The organism is Sulfuracidifex metallicus DSM 6482 = JCM 9184 (assembly GCA_032834875.1).
Lineage (GTDB): Archaea > Thermoproteota > Thermoprotei_A > Sulfolobales > Sulfolobaceae > Sulfuracidifex > Sulfuracidifex metallicus.
Map to the genome: position 1 here is coordinate 409,249 of CP135238.1, position 18,272 is coordinate 427,520.

Here is an 18,272-nt window from a genome sequence, read left to right on the forward strand (position 1 = left end):
AGTCGAAATCATAAATGCCACTAATGAGAATGTAAATGAATACTTAGATTTTATATTATCTTTGTCCAATGATGAAGACAATTATACTCTAACGCGATACAGCAAGTAAGAATAAGGAAAAGAAGATAGTCCTCTTCATGAGATGAAGAAAAACATATCACATTTATATATGAGAACTATTGAAAAGAATTTTACTTTTTCTTAACCTTAAATTAGTCTTCATCGGATTTGTGTACTTTGAAATGGCTTTCCTCTTCTGACCCAAATTCGTAATTATGCCACTTCCTGTAAAGCGCTTTAAGACCGTGGTAGAGATCCTTATAGCTATGGGTCTTGAAGAAGGCAAGAAGAGTTCCAAACAGAACCGCAAAACCCGCTATCAGAACTTCAGGCCACAAGCTAGCGTACCAAGGCGGTGGGAGTGGGATACATTTATTAAACAGTGTGATACATCCTATTTTTAAATCTTGTATTTTTCCTTGTATTGCAGTAGTGTTGGAGCCGTTGGGGTAAGTATACACAATATACGTAATTTTGGAGCCGTTGGGGTAAGTATACACAATATACGTAGTGTTGGAGTGAGTATACACACTACACGTAGTGTTGGGGTGAGTATACACAATATACGTAGTGTTGGAGTGAGTATACACACTATACGTAGTGTTGGAGCCGTTGGGTTGAGTATACACAATATAAAGCACTGTCTTAGCTGGCGGTGGTGACATTTGTGGAGTTGCGACGTACTGCGCTATAGGGTGGTCTATTGAATGGAGGTATGCCCCTAAACTTAGAATTATTGCCGACAAAGCTATTAAAAATATTAAAAATAGCTTCTTCATAAACAATCAATAAAAAAATGTTGACTTATAAAGATTTTCGTTAGGGACCTAAGAACACGCTAAAACTGTTACTAGGTATTGCGATGTCTTGTTGGGGATTAGTTATTAAGCTTACAAAAGAACCGGGTGCGTGGTTCACTGGCAGGTTATTGAAATTAGCATAAGCATTAATGCCATTTTGCGTTCCTAGCATCCAATAGCTAACATTGAAATAATCGGTAATTTTAAATTCAGTAAAGTAAAATAACTTCAATGAAAGTTGAAATTAATGGAAATATAGTCGAAATCATAAATGCCACTAATGAGAATGTAAATGAATACTTAGATTTTATATCATCTTTGTCCAATGATGAAGACAATTATACTCTAACGCGATACAGCAAAATAGACAAGGACAAGATATTGGAATGGTCTAAAAGTTGGGGGAACCAGACCACTATGATCTTAGCACAGACTAATCAAGTAGTAGGTTTCATTCAATTAATTAAGGGCAAATACTTTGGAATGGAAAGGCAATTTCACGTAGGAGAAATAGCTTATGCTGTGAGAAAGGACTTTAGAGGTAAGGGATTAATTTACGTAATTTTCAATGAACTCCTACGAGCTGTTGACGTTAAAATACTAACTGCATGGGTTGACAGTAGAAATATTAGGTCTCAGAGATTGCTTCAAAATCTAGGTTTCAACAGAGATTGCGAAGTGGACTCCTTTATGTGGTCTGTGAAGGAGAAAAAATTCATAGACTTAATATTCTATAGGTCACGAACAGAAAAGGTAGTGAACGAAGTTAAGAGACAATTGGAGAAATTCTCGTTAACCATACATTGATGCGTTATTTTTATATGTTGAATATTTTTTCACACTAAATCTTTTGCTGTATCTTATTGGCCTCTGCTTCGGGATATTATAGTCTTCTCTTGTTTACTTTATGATATTATCATTATCTTTACCAAAGACATGAACTACGTTTATCTCCTGGGATGCTGAGTCACGATCAATTTTTTCAAGAAATGATAAAGGAAAAACGTAAAATAGCGCCGCGGCCGGGATTTGAACCCGGGTCAGGGGCTCGACAGCCCCCATCCTAGGCCACTAGACTACCACGGCATCTAAAATCACTATTTCACATCATTTATTTAAATCTAACCTGAAGATAGAAGGTAATAAACACACTTTACCTCTATACAATAAGAAAAAAAGAAGGGATAGATAAAGAAAGACTAGAGGTAATAAAGAAAATGAGGAAAAAAATACATCTCTTTACGATCTGCTAGTCTCTTCACTTTCTACATGTTTTGCCTTCTTATCGAACATCTCAGCAATTTCCTCTACGGAAAGTCCCTTTGTTTCAGGCATTGATGTCATAACGAATGCTACTGCCATTATAGAAAGCACGGCGAATACTCCCATACTAACTCCCAACCCAACGCTCGAATCCATCACGGGGAATATTTCAGTAATTGCGAAATTCGCCATCCAATCGATGAATGCCACAGTTGCAGCCATCCTTCCTCTGAACTCTGTTGGGAAGTACTCGACCTGAATTAGCCAACCGGTTCCTCCTACACCAAAGGCGAAGAACACTATGAATCCTGAGAAAGCTACCATTAAACCTATGGTTTTAACAATGCCCGTAGTCGTGAAGAAAGTTGCTATACCCAATGCCATGAAAACAGCCATTCCCGCGTATCCAAGCCTTGCAATTGCCTTTCTGCCATATGAATCAATGTACTTGAAACCTATGTATGTTGATGCTACGTTAATTATAGCTAGAACAGTAGTTGCCATTATTCCTGCTTCAATGGAGGATAATGCACCGCTACCTGAGAAGAACTTTGAAAGTATAGTAGGACCATAGTAGAATGGAATATTTATCCCAGTTATCTGTTGAAATACCATGAACAAGCCGGCTATTAAGAGTGCCCTCTTTATGCCAGGGGTTACTTTGCTCTTTACTTTCTCCTTCGGTAATTTTATGCTCTTTAGATCGTCCTCAGATACGTTTATACCTAGCTTTGCAAGATCTTTCTTCAGCTTTGAGAATTTTCCGTTCTGTATTAACCATCTTGGGGACTCTGGCATTCTAAACCTGAAAGCTAAACCTATGAAAGCTGGAATAGCAGCTACTCCTAACATGATCCTCCAATCAATGGAGTAAGCGAAGGAAGGAAGTAGATAAAGCGTAGCCAGACCAACCAAATATGCAGCTAATATTCCTATTGTAATCATCCATTGCTGCAGAATAGACAAGGATCCCCTCTTAGACTTGGGTGCATATTCCGCTATGTAAGCCGTAGCTATTCCAGAGTCAGCTCCAATAGCTAGTCCTATGAAAGTCCTAGCAATTAGAATCATTGGTACGTTAATAGTCAATGCTGAAATTATTGCCCCTATAGCATATATAGCGGCATCAATGATCAGCATTGACTTCCTACCAAATCTGTCTGTTATTGGACCTGCTATTATGGCACCAACTGCAGCTCCTAAGGAAGCTCCTGCAACTAGATATCCCTCAACTAAAGGAGATGAAAGACCAGGGAAGACGCTTCCCATTAGATCTAAAGCCGAGCCTATGTTTGCAGTATCATAACCGAAGAGGAAGCCTCCTATTGTAGCTAAGATGGTTAGGCTCCAATAAAGAGAACTAGTAGATTGAGAATCCAGTTTCTCAATTATTGCATCCTTCTCCTTAGGTTGTGCCATACTTTCATATTTTGTTTTAGCATATTTAAACTCGTTTTTATTTACTTTAACTGTTGTAGATAACTTATACTTTTTTATGATTATATCATTCAAATTAAACAATTTATTTTTGTTAAACTCTTAAAAAAAATGATAATATTGGCTACAGAAAAACAGAATAGTAATGAATGTGTATTCGAAGTAAAACTTAATTCTTAAAAACATAAAAACACAAATATTATATATATAGAAAAAGAAAGAAATCTGCTAAGAATTTTCGCTTCAAATTAAAGTGAAATATCTCCATTTCGAGAAAGACCATTTTTATGTAAAGTCTGACATAATCACTTGGTCCTATAAATTGATTAATTTGGTGATCCCTCTGTAAACCTCGGCGTTACTCCAAGCTTGAGCCATACAACCCCTTGACTTATAAGGTGGAACGTCATCAAATATTTCTGGCAAATACCCGCCGTTCTTTTCAGCCAATGACATCAATGGTCTTAACTGGTCTATGAGTAGCTTTAACACGATCTGATTAGTTTCAAGTCTAACCTTAGCGTCTATGAAGCTTCCCAATAACCAAGGCCATATTGGTCCGTTATGGTAAGCGTTATCTCTAGACGCCCTATCTCCTTTGTAGACCGGCTTATACTGCGGAGATTCTCTAGATAAGGAACTTAACCCGTAAGGTCTAAACAACGAATCCTCCACTGTATTAACTACCTTCTTAGCTAAGTCCCCTTCCACAACGGGAAAAGGAAGGGAAACTGCAAATATCTGATTAGGTCTCAATGATCTGTCAGGCTTTCCATCCCAATCGACAACGTCGTAAAGGAACCTCTCGCCTTCGAACGTGGAAACGAAGGACCTCTTCGTCTCTTCAGCCATTTTGCCGTATCTATCGTCACTCAGTCCAGTTACGTTAGAAAGGTAGTCCATCACCTTTAGAGCGTTATACCAAAGTGCGTTAACTTCAACCGCAGCCCCTTCCCTAGGAGTAACCACAACACCGTCGTACTGTGCGTCCATCCAAGTTCTTGGTGCACCACGATGGAATATAATCCCCCCCTTATTATAAACGATCCCATTTCCCTTGTCATACCACTCCACAATGTCTTGCATGACAGGGAAGAGCTCTTTCACAGCGTCCTTATCATGAGTATATAAGAAATACTTGTAGACCGCATTTATCCCCCATAATGATACGTCCACTCCTCTGTAAATTGGCTCTCCGTTGTAGTCTATGTAGCCGTTCGGTAACATTCCTTTTTCCTCTAGAGAGAAATACCTTCTCAATATCTGTAACACAGCTTCGGTCTCGTTATTCATGAGCAAAATTCCTTCCATGGAGATAAATGTGTCTCTTCCCCACTCATCGAACCAGTGATACCCTGCAATTATAGCCCATCCTCTATTTCCCTTAACTAGGAAGTCCAGCCCGTTTTCGCCTATTAACTTCACTGGATCCCTGTGTAAACCTTTAGGTGGAGACGTTGCAGGCTTCTCGCCACTGTAGGCGTGAATGGTTATATGACTGTCTAGAGAATAGATACAGAAAGGATTGTAAAGATCCTCCTCAAAGTTGGAGCCGTTTTCCTTGTCAAGTTTGTACATGAAATTATAGTACCAATAACCAGTAGGTTCGACTCTGTTCTCTCCGTCTATCTCAAAAGAGAGAATAGGCTTGTTCTCGAAAAGTATATTGATCCTGTTTCCTTGCGTTTCCATGACAAAGAAACCTTGTCTGTTCTTCCAAGTTAGGTGATGGCTTCTGTATGTGATCAGTGGACATATCCTGAAGGACCCCTTGGTTGTCCTGTACGTCACATCAACGGAGTTATAGAACTGATTTACGACGAGAGTCTTTTCTACGTCAATAGTTCCGTATTGATAATACCACTTAACATAGTTCCTTCCTCTTTCAAAACGAGTTATGAACTTATATCCGTCAGGAAAGAATCCTCCTAGATAGTGATTCGTATTCAGGGGTATCTCTTCCCTTCCAACTCTAAGGAAATCCTCAAACTTCGAAAGCACGAGAAACCTGAAGTGGGGAGAATTCTGAGGTACAATAAGGAAGCCGTGGTAAGTTCTGGAATTTACCCCGCAAACGGTGGAGGAAGAATACCCTCCCGTCCTTGTGGGAATAACCCATTCTTTGTCTTCGCAATCGTCGGGGAGGATCATTGCTAACTATTAAACTTTCATTACCTTGTTAATAGCTATTATGTACTCGGCGTGGGACCAGACCAGAGGTGTCACAGACGTCGGTTCGTCAGTTTCAGGATCTATCTGTTCCGGTAACAAGCCAGAAGCAATTGCCTTCCTAGAAGCCCAGTTTATGTACTCCATTGCCTTATCAATCTTTCCCAGATCAGCGTAATACTCCGCAACCCAGAGGGTAGTTATTATCCAAGGGTTTGGCTGTTTCTTTCTCCTTTGGTAGAAATCGTTCTCATACCTTATGATTCCCCCGTTTACGTTAAGCTTACCCTCGATTTCCTGAATTGTCTTCATCATGACAGGGTCGTCTGGCTTAACCATGCCAAAGAAGTAAGGGGCGTACATGCTTGCGTCAACTATTAAGTCCTTCTCTCCCTTCTCATCGATCCTCCGTATAAACCTTCCATTGTAAACCATTTTCTTCATTGCAACTTCCTTAAGCGAAGTTGCAACCTCTATGGCGTCCTCAGCTAATACTTCATCTCCCATTGCTCTAGCCATTATGGCTCCGTTTTGAAGAGCTCCGTAAACTGTGGCTACAGTGAACGTATGAACGCCATATCTTTCCTCCCATAGATCAAATGAAGGTCTTGGTAAGCCCTCCTCCATGTAATCCATAAGGAACTTCATGGAACCCTTCACAAACTTCTTATAAGGTTTCTCTATTTCATCAATGTCTTCTCCATTCTTAAAATGGGCACCCATTAACCAGATCGGTAACGCTGTCTCGTCCTCTTGTATAGGATAAATGGGCTTGCCGTCCATTACCCAAGGATGCCACGAACTGGCAAGCGTGCCATCAGGGTTATACTTATGATAAAGGAATCCTTCACTACTTGGAAGGCACTCAGCGAACTTGAGGTGTCTATTTACAAGGTCTCTATAGCCTGAAACTTCTAGTGCATAAGCTCCATACGCACAATCCCTTGGCCAGCAGTATTGATAGGAGTCCGCGTAAACCTTAACAAAGGAGTAATCAGACGAGGCTATCATACTACCCCTAGCATCCATGTGATTCCTCACGGTGAGGAGACTAATGTTGTAAAGCTTCCTCAGTTTATCGTCGTTAAACTTAAATGAACTCTTTGAGAGCCAATTTTTCCAGAACATGTAGCTAAGGGTGAAGGAAGTTTCCACTTGGGCGAAGTTTACCTTCCTGAGCATCCTTCTAAGCTCCTCCAATCCCCTGGAGAACGACAAGGTGAAGTAAGCCTTGGAGAAACTTCCCGCGTCTATGGTCAGGTTCACAGCAACCGCGGAGTTTACGTCACCGTTGGCTATTGTTCCTCCATCCAATTTGCCATCATAAACGTCGTACATTAGGTCTCCCTTCGAGATTTGATATTCCTCCGTAAAGGAGGAGGTGGAGAACAGCTTCACGCCTATGTACCTCTTTGCCTTATAATGTATCACAGATTGGGTGATCGGGTCATAAAATCCAGTATCACCAAATGGAGAGGAGTACAAATTGAAATTATTAATGAAGAATAGCTTAACATCCCTCTTCTTATTTGTACCATTGAATACCTTTATCAGAGCATAAAGTGTATTCTCTTCATTGTCCAGAAAGTAATAGGTCAAGAGAGAAAGTTTCATTTTTTCTAAGTTCTGCTTAACCTCGATCATGTTAGTTGAGTCAAGATAACCTACGTCTACTTTCCATTCATCATCTATGCTGGTAACGCCCTCGCTGAAAACGGCCATCCTTACTGGTTCTCCAGAGGTCTGATTCTCCATTCCGACGTAAGGGTAATAAAGGTCTATTATTCTTCCCTTTTCATCAACGTTTACGAGAAGGTTACCATTCCCCAGGCTAGCTACCCTCATTCACGTTAGCACCGTATCATTCATCTTGCTACCTTCATTAACTATTTTGTGTGGGTAAACCCTAGACCTTATTAGCTCTACTCCTGCCATTATAACTACATCGTCCCCTATGACGCTATTTATTATCTTCACTGGCTTGCCGAGGGACGACCTCACTTCCACATGCCTTCCTATAATGGAATTCTCCACAATAGTGCCGTCGCCTAGAAACACCCTATCCATTACAGAGGAATTGATGACCTTTACACCTTTACCTAGGATGGTGAAGTTGTCTATTGTAGAATTTTCCACATGCGAACCTTCATTTACTTGGCAATGTCTTCCTATTAGAACATTACCTTCTATGGATATCTTTCCCTTTCTGTATTTATTCCTGATTATATTCCTTCTTCTAACTGAATCTGGACTTGTTCCCTGAACGAAAATCCTTCTATCCTTATCTATTCTCATTCCTTCTATTTCCTTATCAGGTAATTCCCTGAGTAAGGTAATCATCGCATCAAGGTATCTATCTGGAGTACCAACGTCAAACCACAAATCCTCCGTTACGTAACCGTAAACGGGGTAACCCCTATCTATCATGTAGGGTATGACATCATTACCGAAGTCCATTTTGCCTTGTTTCAACATCTCCAACATCTTGTCGCTCTTAAACACCTTTCTAATCTCGGGAGATAGAATGTAAATTCCCGTGTTGATTAGATTGGAAGGTGCATCCTCTGGTCTCTTAGGCTTCTCCACAAAACGCTTTATCCTCATTTCCTTGTCTAGATCTGCCACGCCGAACTCTCTGACGTCTTCCCATTTTTTGAGGATTATGGTCATCATTGCTTCCTTCTTGTCGTGATATTCTAAAGCCTTCCTCACATCAAGCCTGAAAATGTTGTCCCCTTGTATTACGAGCACCGGCTCCTGGATCTTATAATATTCCATGTTTATTCTAACCGAGTCTGCGTTACCTATGCTATCAACCCTAGGCTGGTACTTGAAATGAACTCGTGGCTTTATTCTATGCCTAGCTGAGAACCCTACCCCCTCCTTGAAAGTATCAAACAGTGACCTATAGTTTATGTAACCTTTAACCCCAAAGATGAACTCCTTTAAGCCCTGCATGGCTAACTCTGCCACGGGGAACTCTATTAAAGGTCTATTGAGTAATCTGACTGTAGCTTTAGACGTTTCTACAGTTAGTGGTCTAAGCCTTGTGGCTTCGCCTCCTATTGGCACTATGACCTTTACGTCGTAAAGGTTCCAGTTCATGATTATTAATAATCGATAACCACATATAAACAGTCATGAACAAATTAACTGTAGGCTTTGAGGTACATCAACCTTTCAGAATAAGGAGGGACATGTTCTGGAATCCAATTTACAGAGGATACTTGGAGGAGAGATTTATTGACATGAAGGTTAACAGGGAAATTTTCGAGAAGGTAAGGAGGAGATGTTACGTTCCTGCAACGAGCATAATTCTGGAGGAAATTGAGCGGGGTGAAGAGGAAGGCAGGGATGTAAAGTTCTTCTTTTCAATAAGTGGAACCTTTCTGGAACAAGCTGAGAAATGGGGTCGGGACGTAATAGAGCTGTTCCAACAGTTATCATATACTCATAATGTAGAATTCTTGGCTCAAACGTATTACCATTCAGTGACGTCTATGTGGGAGGACTTGACCGAATGGAGGGATCAAGTCAAGGAACACGCAGAACTGATAAGATCCTACTTTAAGCAGACGCCTAGGACTTTTGAGAACACAGAACTACTGACCAACAACAGGATCATAGATGAGGCTGGAAAGATGGGGTTCAACGCTATACTCAGTGAAGGGATAGAGAGGGAACTACGAGGAAAGAATCCAAACTACGTTTATAAACACAAGGATAGTGATGTTTCCATTCTCTTCAGGAATTATAGACTCAGTGATGATATAGCGTTCAGATTTTCCAATAAGGCTTGGGATCAATACCCGTTGACTGCAGATAAGTTCTCCAGTTGGGTTAAGAGCACCCCGGGACAGAATGGGTTAATATTCGTTGATTACGAAACGTTTGGGGAGCATCATGATCAGTCAACGGGAATATTGGAGTTCCTGAGGTGGCTTCCCTCCTCGCTTAATAGAGAGGGAGTTTCTATGACTCTTCCTAAGGAAGTTTCAAAAGACGTTTATGATAACTTTGAGTTCCAGGGGACTACGTCTTGGGCTGATATAAGAAAGGACGAAAGCAGTTGGCTGGGTAACATAATGCAGTGGGCTTACGATGATATGGTGAGAAGATCGGAAATGCCATCAAAGGAACTTGGAAAGGAGAGATTGAAGTTGTGGAAGTACTTCACTACTAGTGACAATTATTATTACATGTTCCTTGGAGAAGGAGGACCTGCTGAAGTACACTCTTATTTTAACGCCTTCGGATCTCCAATAGATGCATTCATCAATGAGTTCTTTGCCATCAATGTATTCCTTGACGAAGAACTACACAAGCTTAACGTGAAGAATGAGCCGTACTTCTTCACTTCAATGGATAAGCGCTCTTCCGTTGCTTGGAATCAGAAGGAGTTCATGGAGATATTGAAGAGAGAACCCAAGTTTAAATCTCACGAGGCTAACTTGAGGAGGTGGTTAGACGATGCTCAAGAGAATTGAGTCAATATGGATACCTGATGACGTAAAGAAGCTTTGGTTCATTTCTTTTGAGCTGTTCAAGATTGCCGGAGTAGGTGGGATGGGGAACGTAGTTTATTATCTCAGCAAGGAACTGGCGACCAGAGGATACGACGTAACTGTAATCATGCCATCGCACGGTAGGCACATGAACGGGAACTACAGATCGATGCTGTCATTGATGGATATGGGGATATCTGCAGAGGGAGATAGACGTGGAATTGATGGGAAGTATTACCACTATAAGGTAGGCTTTGAGGAGGGAAAACTTGACGGTTTTAAATTGATCATGGTTAAGGGACTTGACTACAATACAGGTAAGATCTTGGACTCGTGGAACATTTACGAGAACGCCATGGAGAAGTCTTCTCTCTTTACTAAGGGAATAGAAAGGCTGGTATTTCACTATATGCCTGACAATTTGCCTGATTTAGTCCACGCTAACGATTGGCACTCAGTGGTTGGAGCCGTAAAGCTGAAACAAGTGCTCGAAGATAGGAGAGTAGTTATACCCATGGTTTTCACAATACATTTGCTAAACAAGGTTTCGGCTCCGTGGCATTACCCTTCAGTAGATTGGAGCGGGTTAGAAGACAGTTACCATTATGTGTGGATGGTTTCCAAACATTCCCTGATGAAGTATTCCTACGTTTGGGACACTCTAGCTCAAGGCTCCATAGAAAAGTTTGGCTGTTATGAAGCAGACGTTGTGTCTACAGTAAGCTACAGTTATCTCACATACGATGTATATAACTTCGTGGGGAACTGGATAGAGAATAAGAGTTGCGTCGAATATAATGGTACTGATTGGAACGTAAAAGAAGCACAGTCTTTGACTGAGAAAGCCTTATCCACAACGGATAGAAGGGAAGGCAGACTTAAGTTGCTCTCCTCCTTGCACAATCTTAAGGTGATTCCTGACGACTATACTACTGGAAACATGCTGTGGAACGCCAGACGTTCTCTAGGTATAAGAGATGACTGGACCTTCGATGACATGGGGGAGGGACCGATGCTGCTCTTCACTGGAAGGCTATCCTTCCAGAAAGGACTAGACCTCTTACTTAGAGCTATGAAGGACGTTGTTAATGAAGTCCATAACGCAAGGCTAATAGCTTTAGGAATTCCTATAGGAGATTATGGGCTGATGCAGGATCTCATAGACAGAGCTTCAGAACTGAGGGATAATGTCAGGCTGATTCTTGGCAGATTCGATTATAACATGTATAAGGTATTCCACTACATTTCGTCCGCCTTCATCGTTCCGTCAAGATGGGAACCCTTCGGAATAAACGCAATAGAGGCTATGGCGGTTGGCACGCCTACTATTGCTTACGCAGTTGGCGGTCTAAGGGAAAGTGTAATAGATCTAAGGGCAGATCAGGAAAACGGAACTGGAATGTTAGTAACTCCAGAGAGCATCGGTGATTTAGCTATCGCCATAATGGATTCCCTTCACTTAGCTGAAGGGACAGAGACCAAGGATCCTAGCCATTTATCTAGGTTAAGAACCGTGAAACAAGCCGACGTTAATCTGTGGGAAAAAGTTAGAAACAATGCATCAAAGAGGGTAGAGGAGAAATTCACTTGGGGGTCTGTTACTAACTCAGTCTTAGACTGTTACAAGAAGGCTCTTAACATGGCTAAATATAGAGCCACTTCATCTTTCTAATATGGAAGTTTGCTCAAACGGAATGTTGAAGGATCAAGCTTACGTCTATAATGAGAAACCTCCAATTTTCACAATTGAGGGTGAAAATAAGAGGATAGTCAAGGGAAGAGGATTCGAGATCACGTTAGAGGAAGGTCTAGACATGAATTCCATAGAGCAACTTTTCTCCGCCCTTCGTGAGGGTAAAGTAGGCAATCACACAGTTTATATAAACGGGTACTTAATGATGTATGTTCCTGCCTACGGCTTCGGATCATTTAGAGTCATAAGAAGCTCAGGAGAAGTTAAGGAAGAATTGAACTCGTTAACCAGAAAGCTGTTTTCCGGCGAAATAGATGATTTAACTTACGATACGGAGCTTTACAAGATTGGTATATCAATCGAAGGGCATACAGTAGCTCTATTCGAGGAAGCCTCAATAGAGGCAGGCGATGTATCCTGGGAAGACGTTATTAAAGCCTCGAAAACCGAGATCATCGTTGAATCCGTAGAATGTAAGGAAACAAGGCTTAAGGTTGACTTCGACAAGGGATACATAGACGCTAATCCTCTAATGATACCAATAATGCGAAGGGCAGATAACGTCAAATTGTCAGCGTACATTACCGTAGCAGACGTAATAAAGGGAAGGTTCATGGGAAACATAGTAACCAAGAAGGGAGTTATATCGGTATACAAAAACTTCTCCATTGAAGAAATCAAGAAAGGTAGATTCGCCAGGACCAGAATATGCGGAAAACTGAGATTGGACTCTGAGAGACCTTGTTTCTATTCAAACAACTTATCGGCTTATTCTGAAGACCAAAACGAACTTGAGGAAGCTGTGAAGACATTAAGAAATCTAATTGATACAGGAAAATCCGTAAACTTTTAGCTACAAGAAAATTTAGACAATTATGAAAGTTACAGTTAATCTGATTAAGGAATCTAGGATCATTGAAGTGGAGATAGACGAAGGTTCAACCGTCAGGGAAGTGTTAAAGAAGATCGGTTACATCCCTCAGGGGTCGGTAGTAGTAAGGGGAGAAATCCCAATACCTGAAGACGATAAGGTAAAGGATGGGGACTTCCTCACGGTTTACCTTGTAGCTACGGGTGGTTAAGGATGTCGGTTAGGGAAATCTTATCATCATTGAAGGACCCTGATCCAAGGAAGAGAAAGAATGCTTGGAACGCTGTAGAAAGAATGAAGAATGACAACTTGTTCCCATTGATAAAGAGTAGGCTATATCTCAGATCTTTACTTTGGAATTCTTTGGAGGGAATCAGGGAGGACGCTTGGTCCCATCTTGACTTGCTAGTTTACCTTAACGTAAAAGGGATAGAGAGGACGTTGAAAGCTAGATCCGACACAATAAAGTGGTCGGCTTGGCAGAGAGTAAACCTTCTGGTTGAGAAGGGAATAGTGGACTGGGGTTACATTTACAGCGTAAGGGACTCGTATTGGAGGTTGTTAAAAAGCAGATATCCCACAATAAGGAAGAAGGCTTGGAAGCTCTTTCAGAAGCTAGTCAAAGAGGGTATCTTCACTGAAAAGGACAAACCGCGTTACATGAACTTGTTGAAGGCTGAGAAGGCTTCTATAAGGGTCACGGCTTGGAAAAACGCGTTGTCAACGAGGCTTTTCTCGAAGGAAGAATTAAGGAACATGTTGCCGTATTTACAGGAGCTAACTAAGGAGGATAGCAAAGTTAAATTAGAAGCTGAGAAAATTATTCATGAACTCAGTTGAAAGTTGCCGTAATCGGAGGAGGGATTATAGGTCTTTTTGCGGCGTACTATCTGAAGGAAGAGGAAGTCACGATCTTCGAAAAAGAGGAATTAGGCTTTGGTTCAGTCCATGCTGCAGGTTTAATTGAACCTTACAGATTTGACAAAATAAATTCTCTTTCCATGATAAAGAAGATGTTGAAGTTCAGAAAGGAAGGAGTAACAACTTTAAAGGAAGTTGACAAGTCTTGGCTTTTAACTCTTTTAAGAGAACTTGAAAGAAAACCTCCGCAGGATGCTTGGGATACAGTAAGAGAAATGGCTGCGTTTTCTTTAAGCGAGTATAAGAGAATGGCAGAGGAGAGAAACGACTTCATGTATAAGGAGGACGGTTTGCTTGAAGTTTACTCTTCAACGCAGGACTTGGAAAAGGGTCTGGAGGAGGAAAGGAAATCTCCTTTCAAGAACAAGTTTGAGGAAGTGGACATTGAGGGATTCGCTGGAGGCATATTTTTTCCAGAACTTTCAAGGCTGTCCACTGAGAGTTTTATAGAGAGAATGAAAAAGGAAATAAACGCTAAGGTAGTTAAAAAGGAAGTATCACATATAAAGGAAGGTAAAATAGGAACCAGGAAATATGATGTTGTAATAGTAACCGCAGGCGTGAATTCTAGGGAATTCATAAAAGTTCCGCTTACGGCCTTTAGAGGAGTTGGATTCAGAGTTAAGGGGAAACCAGTGTTAAACTATCCTTTCGTTCACGTTAAAAGAGGAATAGCAATTTCACCCTTAGACGATCACGTAAAGTTGACAGGAGGCTTTGACGCAGATTTTTCCGCTCAAGATAGAAGGGAGGAGATCTTGAACTCTTCTTCAGATTTAATAAAAATTGAGGAGATCATTGACATCAAAAGTGGATTCAGACCTTGCTCCCCAGACGGATTCCCAATTCTTGGAAAAGTAGGAAACGTGATAATCTCCACAGGAGCGTGTAGGCTAGGATGGAGCTACGCCCCAGCAATAGGAAAGGCAGCTGCGGACTTAGTTTATGATAGACGTAAAGATTACGGTTATCTTTCAAGATTTGTCAAGGAATAAAAAACATAGTGCCCTACAAGCAAGCGCATGTAGAAAAAGAAGACTAAGTCTTATCCATAATCATGAGGAAGTTCGTCTTCCCCTCCTCCTGTGCTGGGTCTCCTCCAAGAAGAACTATTTTACCCTTTAAGTCCTTGATCAAGTTTCTTTCAGCTAATTCGATCACCTCATTGACGCTCTCTGCCTTTTGTATTGCTATCGGAGACACTCCCCAGCATAATCTAAGTCTCCTAGCAAGACTCTCGTCAGGGCACAAACCTATTATGGGCTGTTTAGGTCTCAACCTAGATACCCTGACTATTGAACTTCCGCTTCTGCTATGTACCACTATTGCAACTGCTGAGGATACGTCTGCAGCATTGACTCCAGCCAAAGCTATTGCGTCGTCCTCGTTGTTAGTTCCCTTCGGTCTTCTAGATCTTACATGAGGTTCTACAGCCTTAATCGTATCGTGCAAGTATTTTACGCTCTCTATGGGAAAGTTCCCCGCTGCCGTCTCATCGCTTAACATGATTGCATCAACGCCTTGAACGATCGAGTTAGCTACATCTATAACCTCTGCCCTTGTTGGAATTGGGCTGTTTACCATGGATTCTAAGACCTGAGTTGCCAATATTACAGGCCTACCTGCAACCTTGGAGAGCCTTATTATTCTTCTCTGTGCTATTGGCAAGTTTTGAAGACCTATCTCTACGCCAAGATCTCCTCTAGCTACCATAATTCCGTCTGTAACGTAAACTATTTCCTTTATTCTATCTACGGCTTCTTTCTTTTCTATTTTAGCAATTATCCACGCTCTATCTGCTACTATTGATTTGGCTCTCTTAACGTCCTCTGAACTCAAAACGAAAGATAACCCTATGAAGTCAGCTCCTAAGTTGATTGCTTCCTTCATAAGCTTAACGTCGTTGTCGGTTAAACCTACTTTCAATTTAGCATCTGGTATATTTATACCCTTTCTAGAGGTTAACGTACCTCCCTCCAATACCTTTCCCTTAACCTTATCCTTTTCAACTTCGGTTATCCTGACCCTTATTGTTCCATCAGCCAGGAGAATGTCGTGATTTTCCTGAACTGCCTCATAAAATAGGGGATCCTCAACTGGTATTCCATCGCTTTGAGAAAAGACAACGTCGTCTCCTTTCCTCAAAATTAACTTATCCTTAAGCTCTCCTATCCTCAATTTGGGTCCAGGAAGATCAACTAGAACTGATGACATAGTGTTCCTGACTTTTTCGAAGTAAAGCTTGTGAGAATCCTCATCTCCATGGGCGAAGTTTATTCTAAATATGTCAACGAAATTCGCAATTTCTTGAACCTTATCTATGGATGAAGGACCAAGAGTTACAACGATCTTAGTCTTCACATTATCCATCAGTTTGTCTATCATAATAATTATAAAAACGTGGGATTTTATAAGCTAGGTTTAACCTCGACTAAGTCTTCCGAAAAGTGCACAATTTATGTAGATTTAGAACTCTGACGATGAAATGCATCATATTATTATCATTATATTTTTCCTTTTTCTTTCGTTATCCATCGCTTCGACACTATTATCCTTTCTATCCTTCAAGTCTTCTTTTTAATAAATGAGTATAAAAGCATTATAAATGGTAAAATAAAGAAAATTGCTGAGATAGATAAAGTAATATAGAGAAATGAGAAGTAAGACGAAAAGTAAGCCGTGCCTCTTCCATTCTCAACGTATACCTCCACTAAATTATGATAGTTATTAGTGTCCCAGAAATACGAATGATGGAAAAGAAGAATTACATTGCCGGTGTAATTATTACCCAAGTTAATTATAATCTTATCTCCTTCTATACTGAAATTACCTCCAGTTCCAGTACCATTGGGATAAAGGATCAAACCTTGATATAAGTTATTCTTGTATAAGTAAACAGAGGGGTCACCCTTGAAGACCGTTATTAAAGTTAGGTTGGAATCGTTTATAGGAGAGAACGTTATAACGTACTTTATTCCATAAGACGAATTCTCCGTCATTTGGGCTATCTGAGAGTTATAATACGCTAAATCCACGAATCCAGGCCATGTTTGGAACGATAGTCTGGTGGGTATAACGCATCGGTCTGGCTGAACTATTAGATAATACGGATCCTTGGATTCAAGGTACCCATAAACCTGATAGAACTGAGGTATAACTTCATGGCCTGTTGTGGAAAAGGATAGCTCTTGATAAGTAGAGTTCAAGGGAGAATAAGTTGGAAAGAAGACGCTAATCAAGATTATCAGGAAAACTAACCAAGTAAACCTGAAGAAAGGTAAAGCTAAAAGTATGAGTTCGAAAGAAAAGAGGAAAACCTTCTGCGGAAACGTTGTAATGGTCAAGATCAATGAGCCTATCAAGGGCAATTTAATCGGATAGTGTAATAGAAAGAGAAACAGAAACATAACGAGCGAAGAGGTTAGAATCAAAGAAAGAATCGTCATGTCCTTCGTTTTTTCCTTAGATAGCCTGAAATTCCACGTCAATAAAACAATCGAGACAATAATTGAAAAAACAATTACTGAATAAATGAAAATATCATACGTTATTTTAAATGGTGCAGATACAGAAGGAACTACTACAAGATATGTATAAAGTTCTTCGGAAAGTTCCGACATGAATGATATCACAATGGAAGTTATAAGGAGATAAGATACTCTAAATTTTCTCTGTAATAAAGATAATAAAAGAATAGGAAACTCAAATATAAAAGAGAATAGAAAACCTTCAAAGTAAACCAAGTTGGATACGACGGTAAAAATTGACAGGAGGGCGAAGTTCCTCAAAGTGGTTTCCTTCAGTAGTTTATAGGAAAACAGAAACACAAGAGGTATGAAGGACGATGCGAACAATATACCGGGGCTGTCGCCCAAATAGAGAAAGGTCGAGTTTATGGGATTTATAACAAAGAAGAAAGGTAAAACATAAATTACAAAATTCTTGTAAGCCCGCGTTAATTGTGTGATTTTCTTTGGTCCTACGTAAACTTCCTTTGACATAAAATGAAAAGCTAGAGTTCCTATAATGAATGGCAATATAGTTTCTATCTTTACTGCATTAAGGGTACCTAGAAGCGTGAATGCGAACTCAAGAAGGGACGAAGGTGATATTTCGCCAAATGTTCCATAATTTGAGGGAGAAAAGAACTGTGGAAAGGACGGAGAAGGAGGAGGAGGTTCAGTATCCAGCATAGAGTAAGGAGGCGAGGTTATCAAGTTTCTAAGTATGACTAGAAATATCACAACCACAATTGCTATATATACTATCTCTTTAAGGAGTCTCTTCTCTTCCTCCATAAAACTAACGCCCCTTTGTCATAACGATTAATACGAGAACTATAAAGGCAAAGAGGGGATAGATAGCATAAGAGTAAAATATTACTGCGTTGCCAGTACTAGCCATGGAGACGTATATCAACACAACTGAGGTTACAAGTAATGCTACATCAATTAAGGTATCAAACTTCATCGAAATGACTTTCCACATTTAACTTAAAGTCTTTTCACTATATATGAAAGGGTTATATCACTAAGGATAAGCTTGAGTGAAAA

At 40.4% G+C, this 18,272-nt stretch carries 15 protein-coding genes and 1 tRNA gene; 7 read left to right on the top strand and 9 right to left on the bottom strand.

The features are described from left to right. Positions 1–212: 212 nt before the first annotated feature. Positions 213–839 carry a hypothetical protein gene (locus tag RQ359_RS02420; protein ID WP_156016161.1) on the bottom strand — a complete coding sequence of 209 codons (627 nt, stop codon included), beginning with the start codon at positions 837–839 and terminating at the stop codon, positions 213–215. 252 nt (positions 840–1,091) lie between these two features. Here RQ359_RS02420 and RQ359_RS02425 point away from each other — a divergent pair, with 252 nt between their 5' ends. Further along, positions 1,092–1,667 (top strand): GNAT family N-acetyltransferase, encoded by a 576-nt coding sequence (locus tag RQ359_RS02425; protein WP_156016160.1) that lies wholly within the window; start codon positions 1,092–1,094, stop codon positions 1,665–1,667. A gap of 207 nt (positions 1,668–1,874) precedes the next feature. On the opposite strand, the gene RQ359_RS02430 is transcribed toward RQ359_RS02425, so the two are convergent. From RQ359_RS02430 to RQ359_RS02450, 5 genes are all read right to left on the bottom strand, one after another. Then, positions 1,875–1,946: transfer RNA gene (locus RQ359_RS02430), tRNA-OTHER, on the bottom strand. A 153-nt stretch (positions 1,947–2,099) separates the two neighbouring features. Continuing rightward, on the bottom strand, positions 2,100–3,644 hold the full coding sequence (locus RQ359_RS02435; RefSeq protein WP_457921232.1) for a sugar porter family MFS transporter: 1,545 nt from the start codon (positions 3,642–3,644) through the stop codon (positions 2,100–2,102). 231 nt (positions 3,645–3,875) lie between these two features. Further along, positions 3,876–5,711 carry an amylo-alpha-1,6-glucosidase gene (locus RQ359_RS02440; protein ID WP_054838921.1) on the bottom strand — a complete coding sequence of 612 codons (1,836 nt, stop codon included), beginning with the start codon at positions 5,709–5,711 and terminating at the stop codon, positions 3,876–3,878. 9 nt (positions 5,712–5,720) lie between these two features. Then, positions 5,721–7,574 carry a glycoside hydrolase family 15 protein gene (locus tag RQ359_RS02445; protein WP_156016158.1) on the bottom strand — a complete coding sequence of 618 codons (1,854 nt, stop codon included), beginning with the start codon at positions 7,572–7,574 and terminating at the stop codon, positions 5,721–5,723. Then, positions 7,575–8,834 (bottom strand): sugar phosphate nucleotidyltransferase, encoded by a 1,260-nt coding sequence (locus RQ359_RS02450; protein ID WP_156016157.1) that lies wholly within the window; start codon positions 8,832–8,834, stop codon positions 7,575–7,577. 35 nt (positions 8,835–8,869) lie between these two features. Between RQ359_RS02450 and RQ359_RS02455 the strand changes: the two genes are divergently transcribed. Genes RQ359_RS02455 through RQ359_RS02480 form a run of 6 tightly spaced genes read left to right on the top strand, consistent with a single transcriptional unit; the run spans position 8,870 to position 14,714 of the window. Next, the gene (locus tag RQ359_RS02455) at positions 8,870–10,216 is read left to right on the top strand and encodes a glycoside hydrolase family 57 protein (protein WP_156016156.1); all 1,347 of its coding nucleotides are present in this window, start codon (positions 8,870–8,872) and stop codon (positions 10,214–10,216) included. Next, a complete protein-coding gene (locus RQ359_RS02460; protein ID WP_156016155.1) occupies positions 10,200–11,906 on the top strand; it encodes a glycogen/starch synthase in 1,707 nt (568 codons plus the stop codon). The genes RQ359_RS02455 and RQ359_RS02460 overlap by 17 nt, the downstream gene beginning before the upstream one ends. Before the next feature lies 1 nt (position 11,907). Continuing rightward, entirely contained in the window at positions 11,908–12,780 is an 873-nt protein-coding gene (locus RQ359_RS02465; RefSeq protein ID WP_054838920.1) for a hypothetical protein, read from the top strand. Positions 12,781–12,802: 22 nt separating this feature from the next. Then, entirely contained in the window at positions 12,803–13,009 is a 207-nt protein-coding gene (locus RQ359_RS02470) for a ubiquitin family protein (RefSeq protein WP_054838919.1), read from the top strand. 2 nt (positions 13,010–13,011) lie between these two features. Further along, positions 13,012–13,638 (top strand): hypothetical protein, encoded by a 627-nt coding sequence (locus tag RQ359_RS02475; protein ID WP_054838918.1) that lies wholly within the window; start codon positions 13,012–13,014, stop codon positions 13,636–13,638. After that, positions 13,635–14,714 (top strand): FAD-dependent oxidoreductase, encoded by a 1,080-nt coding sequence (locus tag RQ359_RS02480; protein WP_156016154.1) that lies wholly within the window; start codon positions 13,635–13,637, stop codon positions 14,712–14,714. Before RQ359_RS02475 ends, RQ359_RS02480 begins: the two co-directional genes overlap by 4 nt. A 43-nt stretch (positions 14,715–14,757) precedes the next feature. Here the strand turns inward: RQ359_RS02480 and pyk are convergent, their stop codons facing one another. The 3 genes from pyk to RQ359_RS02495 form a co-directional block, all read right to left on the bottom strand. Continuing rightward, a complete protein-coding gene (gene pyk / locus RQ359_RS02485; protein ID WP_240899949.1) occupies positions 14,758–16,104 on the bottom strand; it encodes a pyruvate kinase in 1,347 nt (448 codons plus the stop codon). Between the two features lie 179 nt (positions 16,105–16,283). Then, positions 16,284–18,017 carry a hypothetical protein gene (locus RQ359_RS02490; protein ID WP_054838917.1) on the bottom strand — a complete coding sequence of 578 codons (1,734 nt, stop codon included), beginning with the start codon at positions 18,015–18,017 and terminating at the stop codon, positions 16,284–16,286. A gap of 4 nt (positions 18,018–18,021) precedes the next feature. After that, entirely contained in the window at positions 18,022–18,189 is a 168-nt protein-coding gene (locus RQ359_RS02495; protein WP_156016153.1) for a hypothetical protein, read from the bottom strand. Between the last annotated feature and the right edge of the window lie 83 nt (positions 18,190–18,272).

Coding starts and splice junctions, on each gene's coding strand:
- RQ359_RS02420 (WP_156016161.1), bottom strand. CDS start 839: ATGAAGAAGCTATTTTTAATATTTTTAATAGCTTTGTCGGCAATAATT.
- RQ359_RS02425 (WP_156016160.1), top strand. CDS start 1,092: ATGAAAGTTGAAATTAATGGAAATATAGTCGAAATCATAAATGCCACT.
- RQ359_RS02440 (WP_054838921.1), bottom strand. CDS start 5,711: ATGATCCTCCCCGACGATTGCGAAGACAAAGAATGGGTTATTCCCACA.
- RQ359_RS02445 (WP_156016158.1), bottom strand. CDS start 7,574: ATGAGGGTAGCTAGCCTGGGGAATGGTAACCTTCTCGTAAACGTTGAT.
- RQ359_RS02450 (WP_156016157.1), bottom strand. CDS start 8,834: ATGAACTGGAACCTTTACGACGTAAAGGTCATAGTGCCAATAGGAGGC.
- RQ359_RS02455 (WP_156016156.1), top strand. CDS start 8,870: ATGAACAAATTAACTGTAGGCTTTGAGGTACATCAACCTTTCAGAATA.
- RQ359_RS02460 (WP_156016155.1), top strand. CDS start 10,200: ATGCTCAAGAGAATTGAGTCAATATGGATACCTGATGACGTAAAGAAG.
- RQ359_RS02465 (WP_054838920.1), top strand. CDS start 11,908: ATGGAAGTTTGCTCAAACGGAATGTTGAAGGATCAAGCTTACGTCTAT.
- RQ359_RS02470 (WP_054838919.1), top strand. CDS start 12,803: ATGAAAGTTACAGTTAATCTGATTAAGGAATCTAGGATCATTGAAGTG.
- RQ359_RS02475 (WP_054838918.1), top strand. CDS start 13,012: ATGTCGGTTAGGGAAATCTTATCATCATTGAAGGACCCTGATCCAAGG.
- pyk (WP_240899949.1), bottom strand. CDS start 16,104: ATGATAGACAAACTGATGGATAATGTGAAGACTAAGATCGTTGTAACT.
- RQ359_RS02490 (WP_054838917.1), bottom strand. CDS start 18,017: ATGGAGGAAGAGAAGAGACTCCTTAAAGAGATAGTATATATAGCAATT.
- RQ359_RS02495 (WP_156016153.1), bottom strand. CDS start 18,189: ATGAAGTTTGATACCTTAATTGATGTAGCATTACTTGTAACCTCAGTT.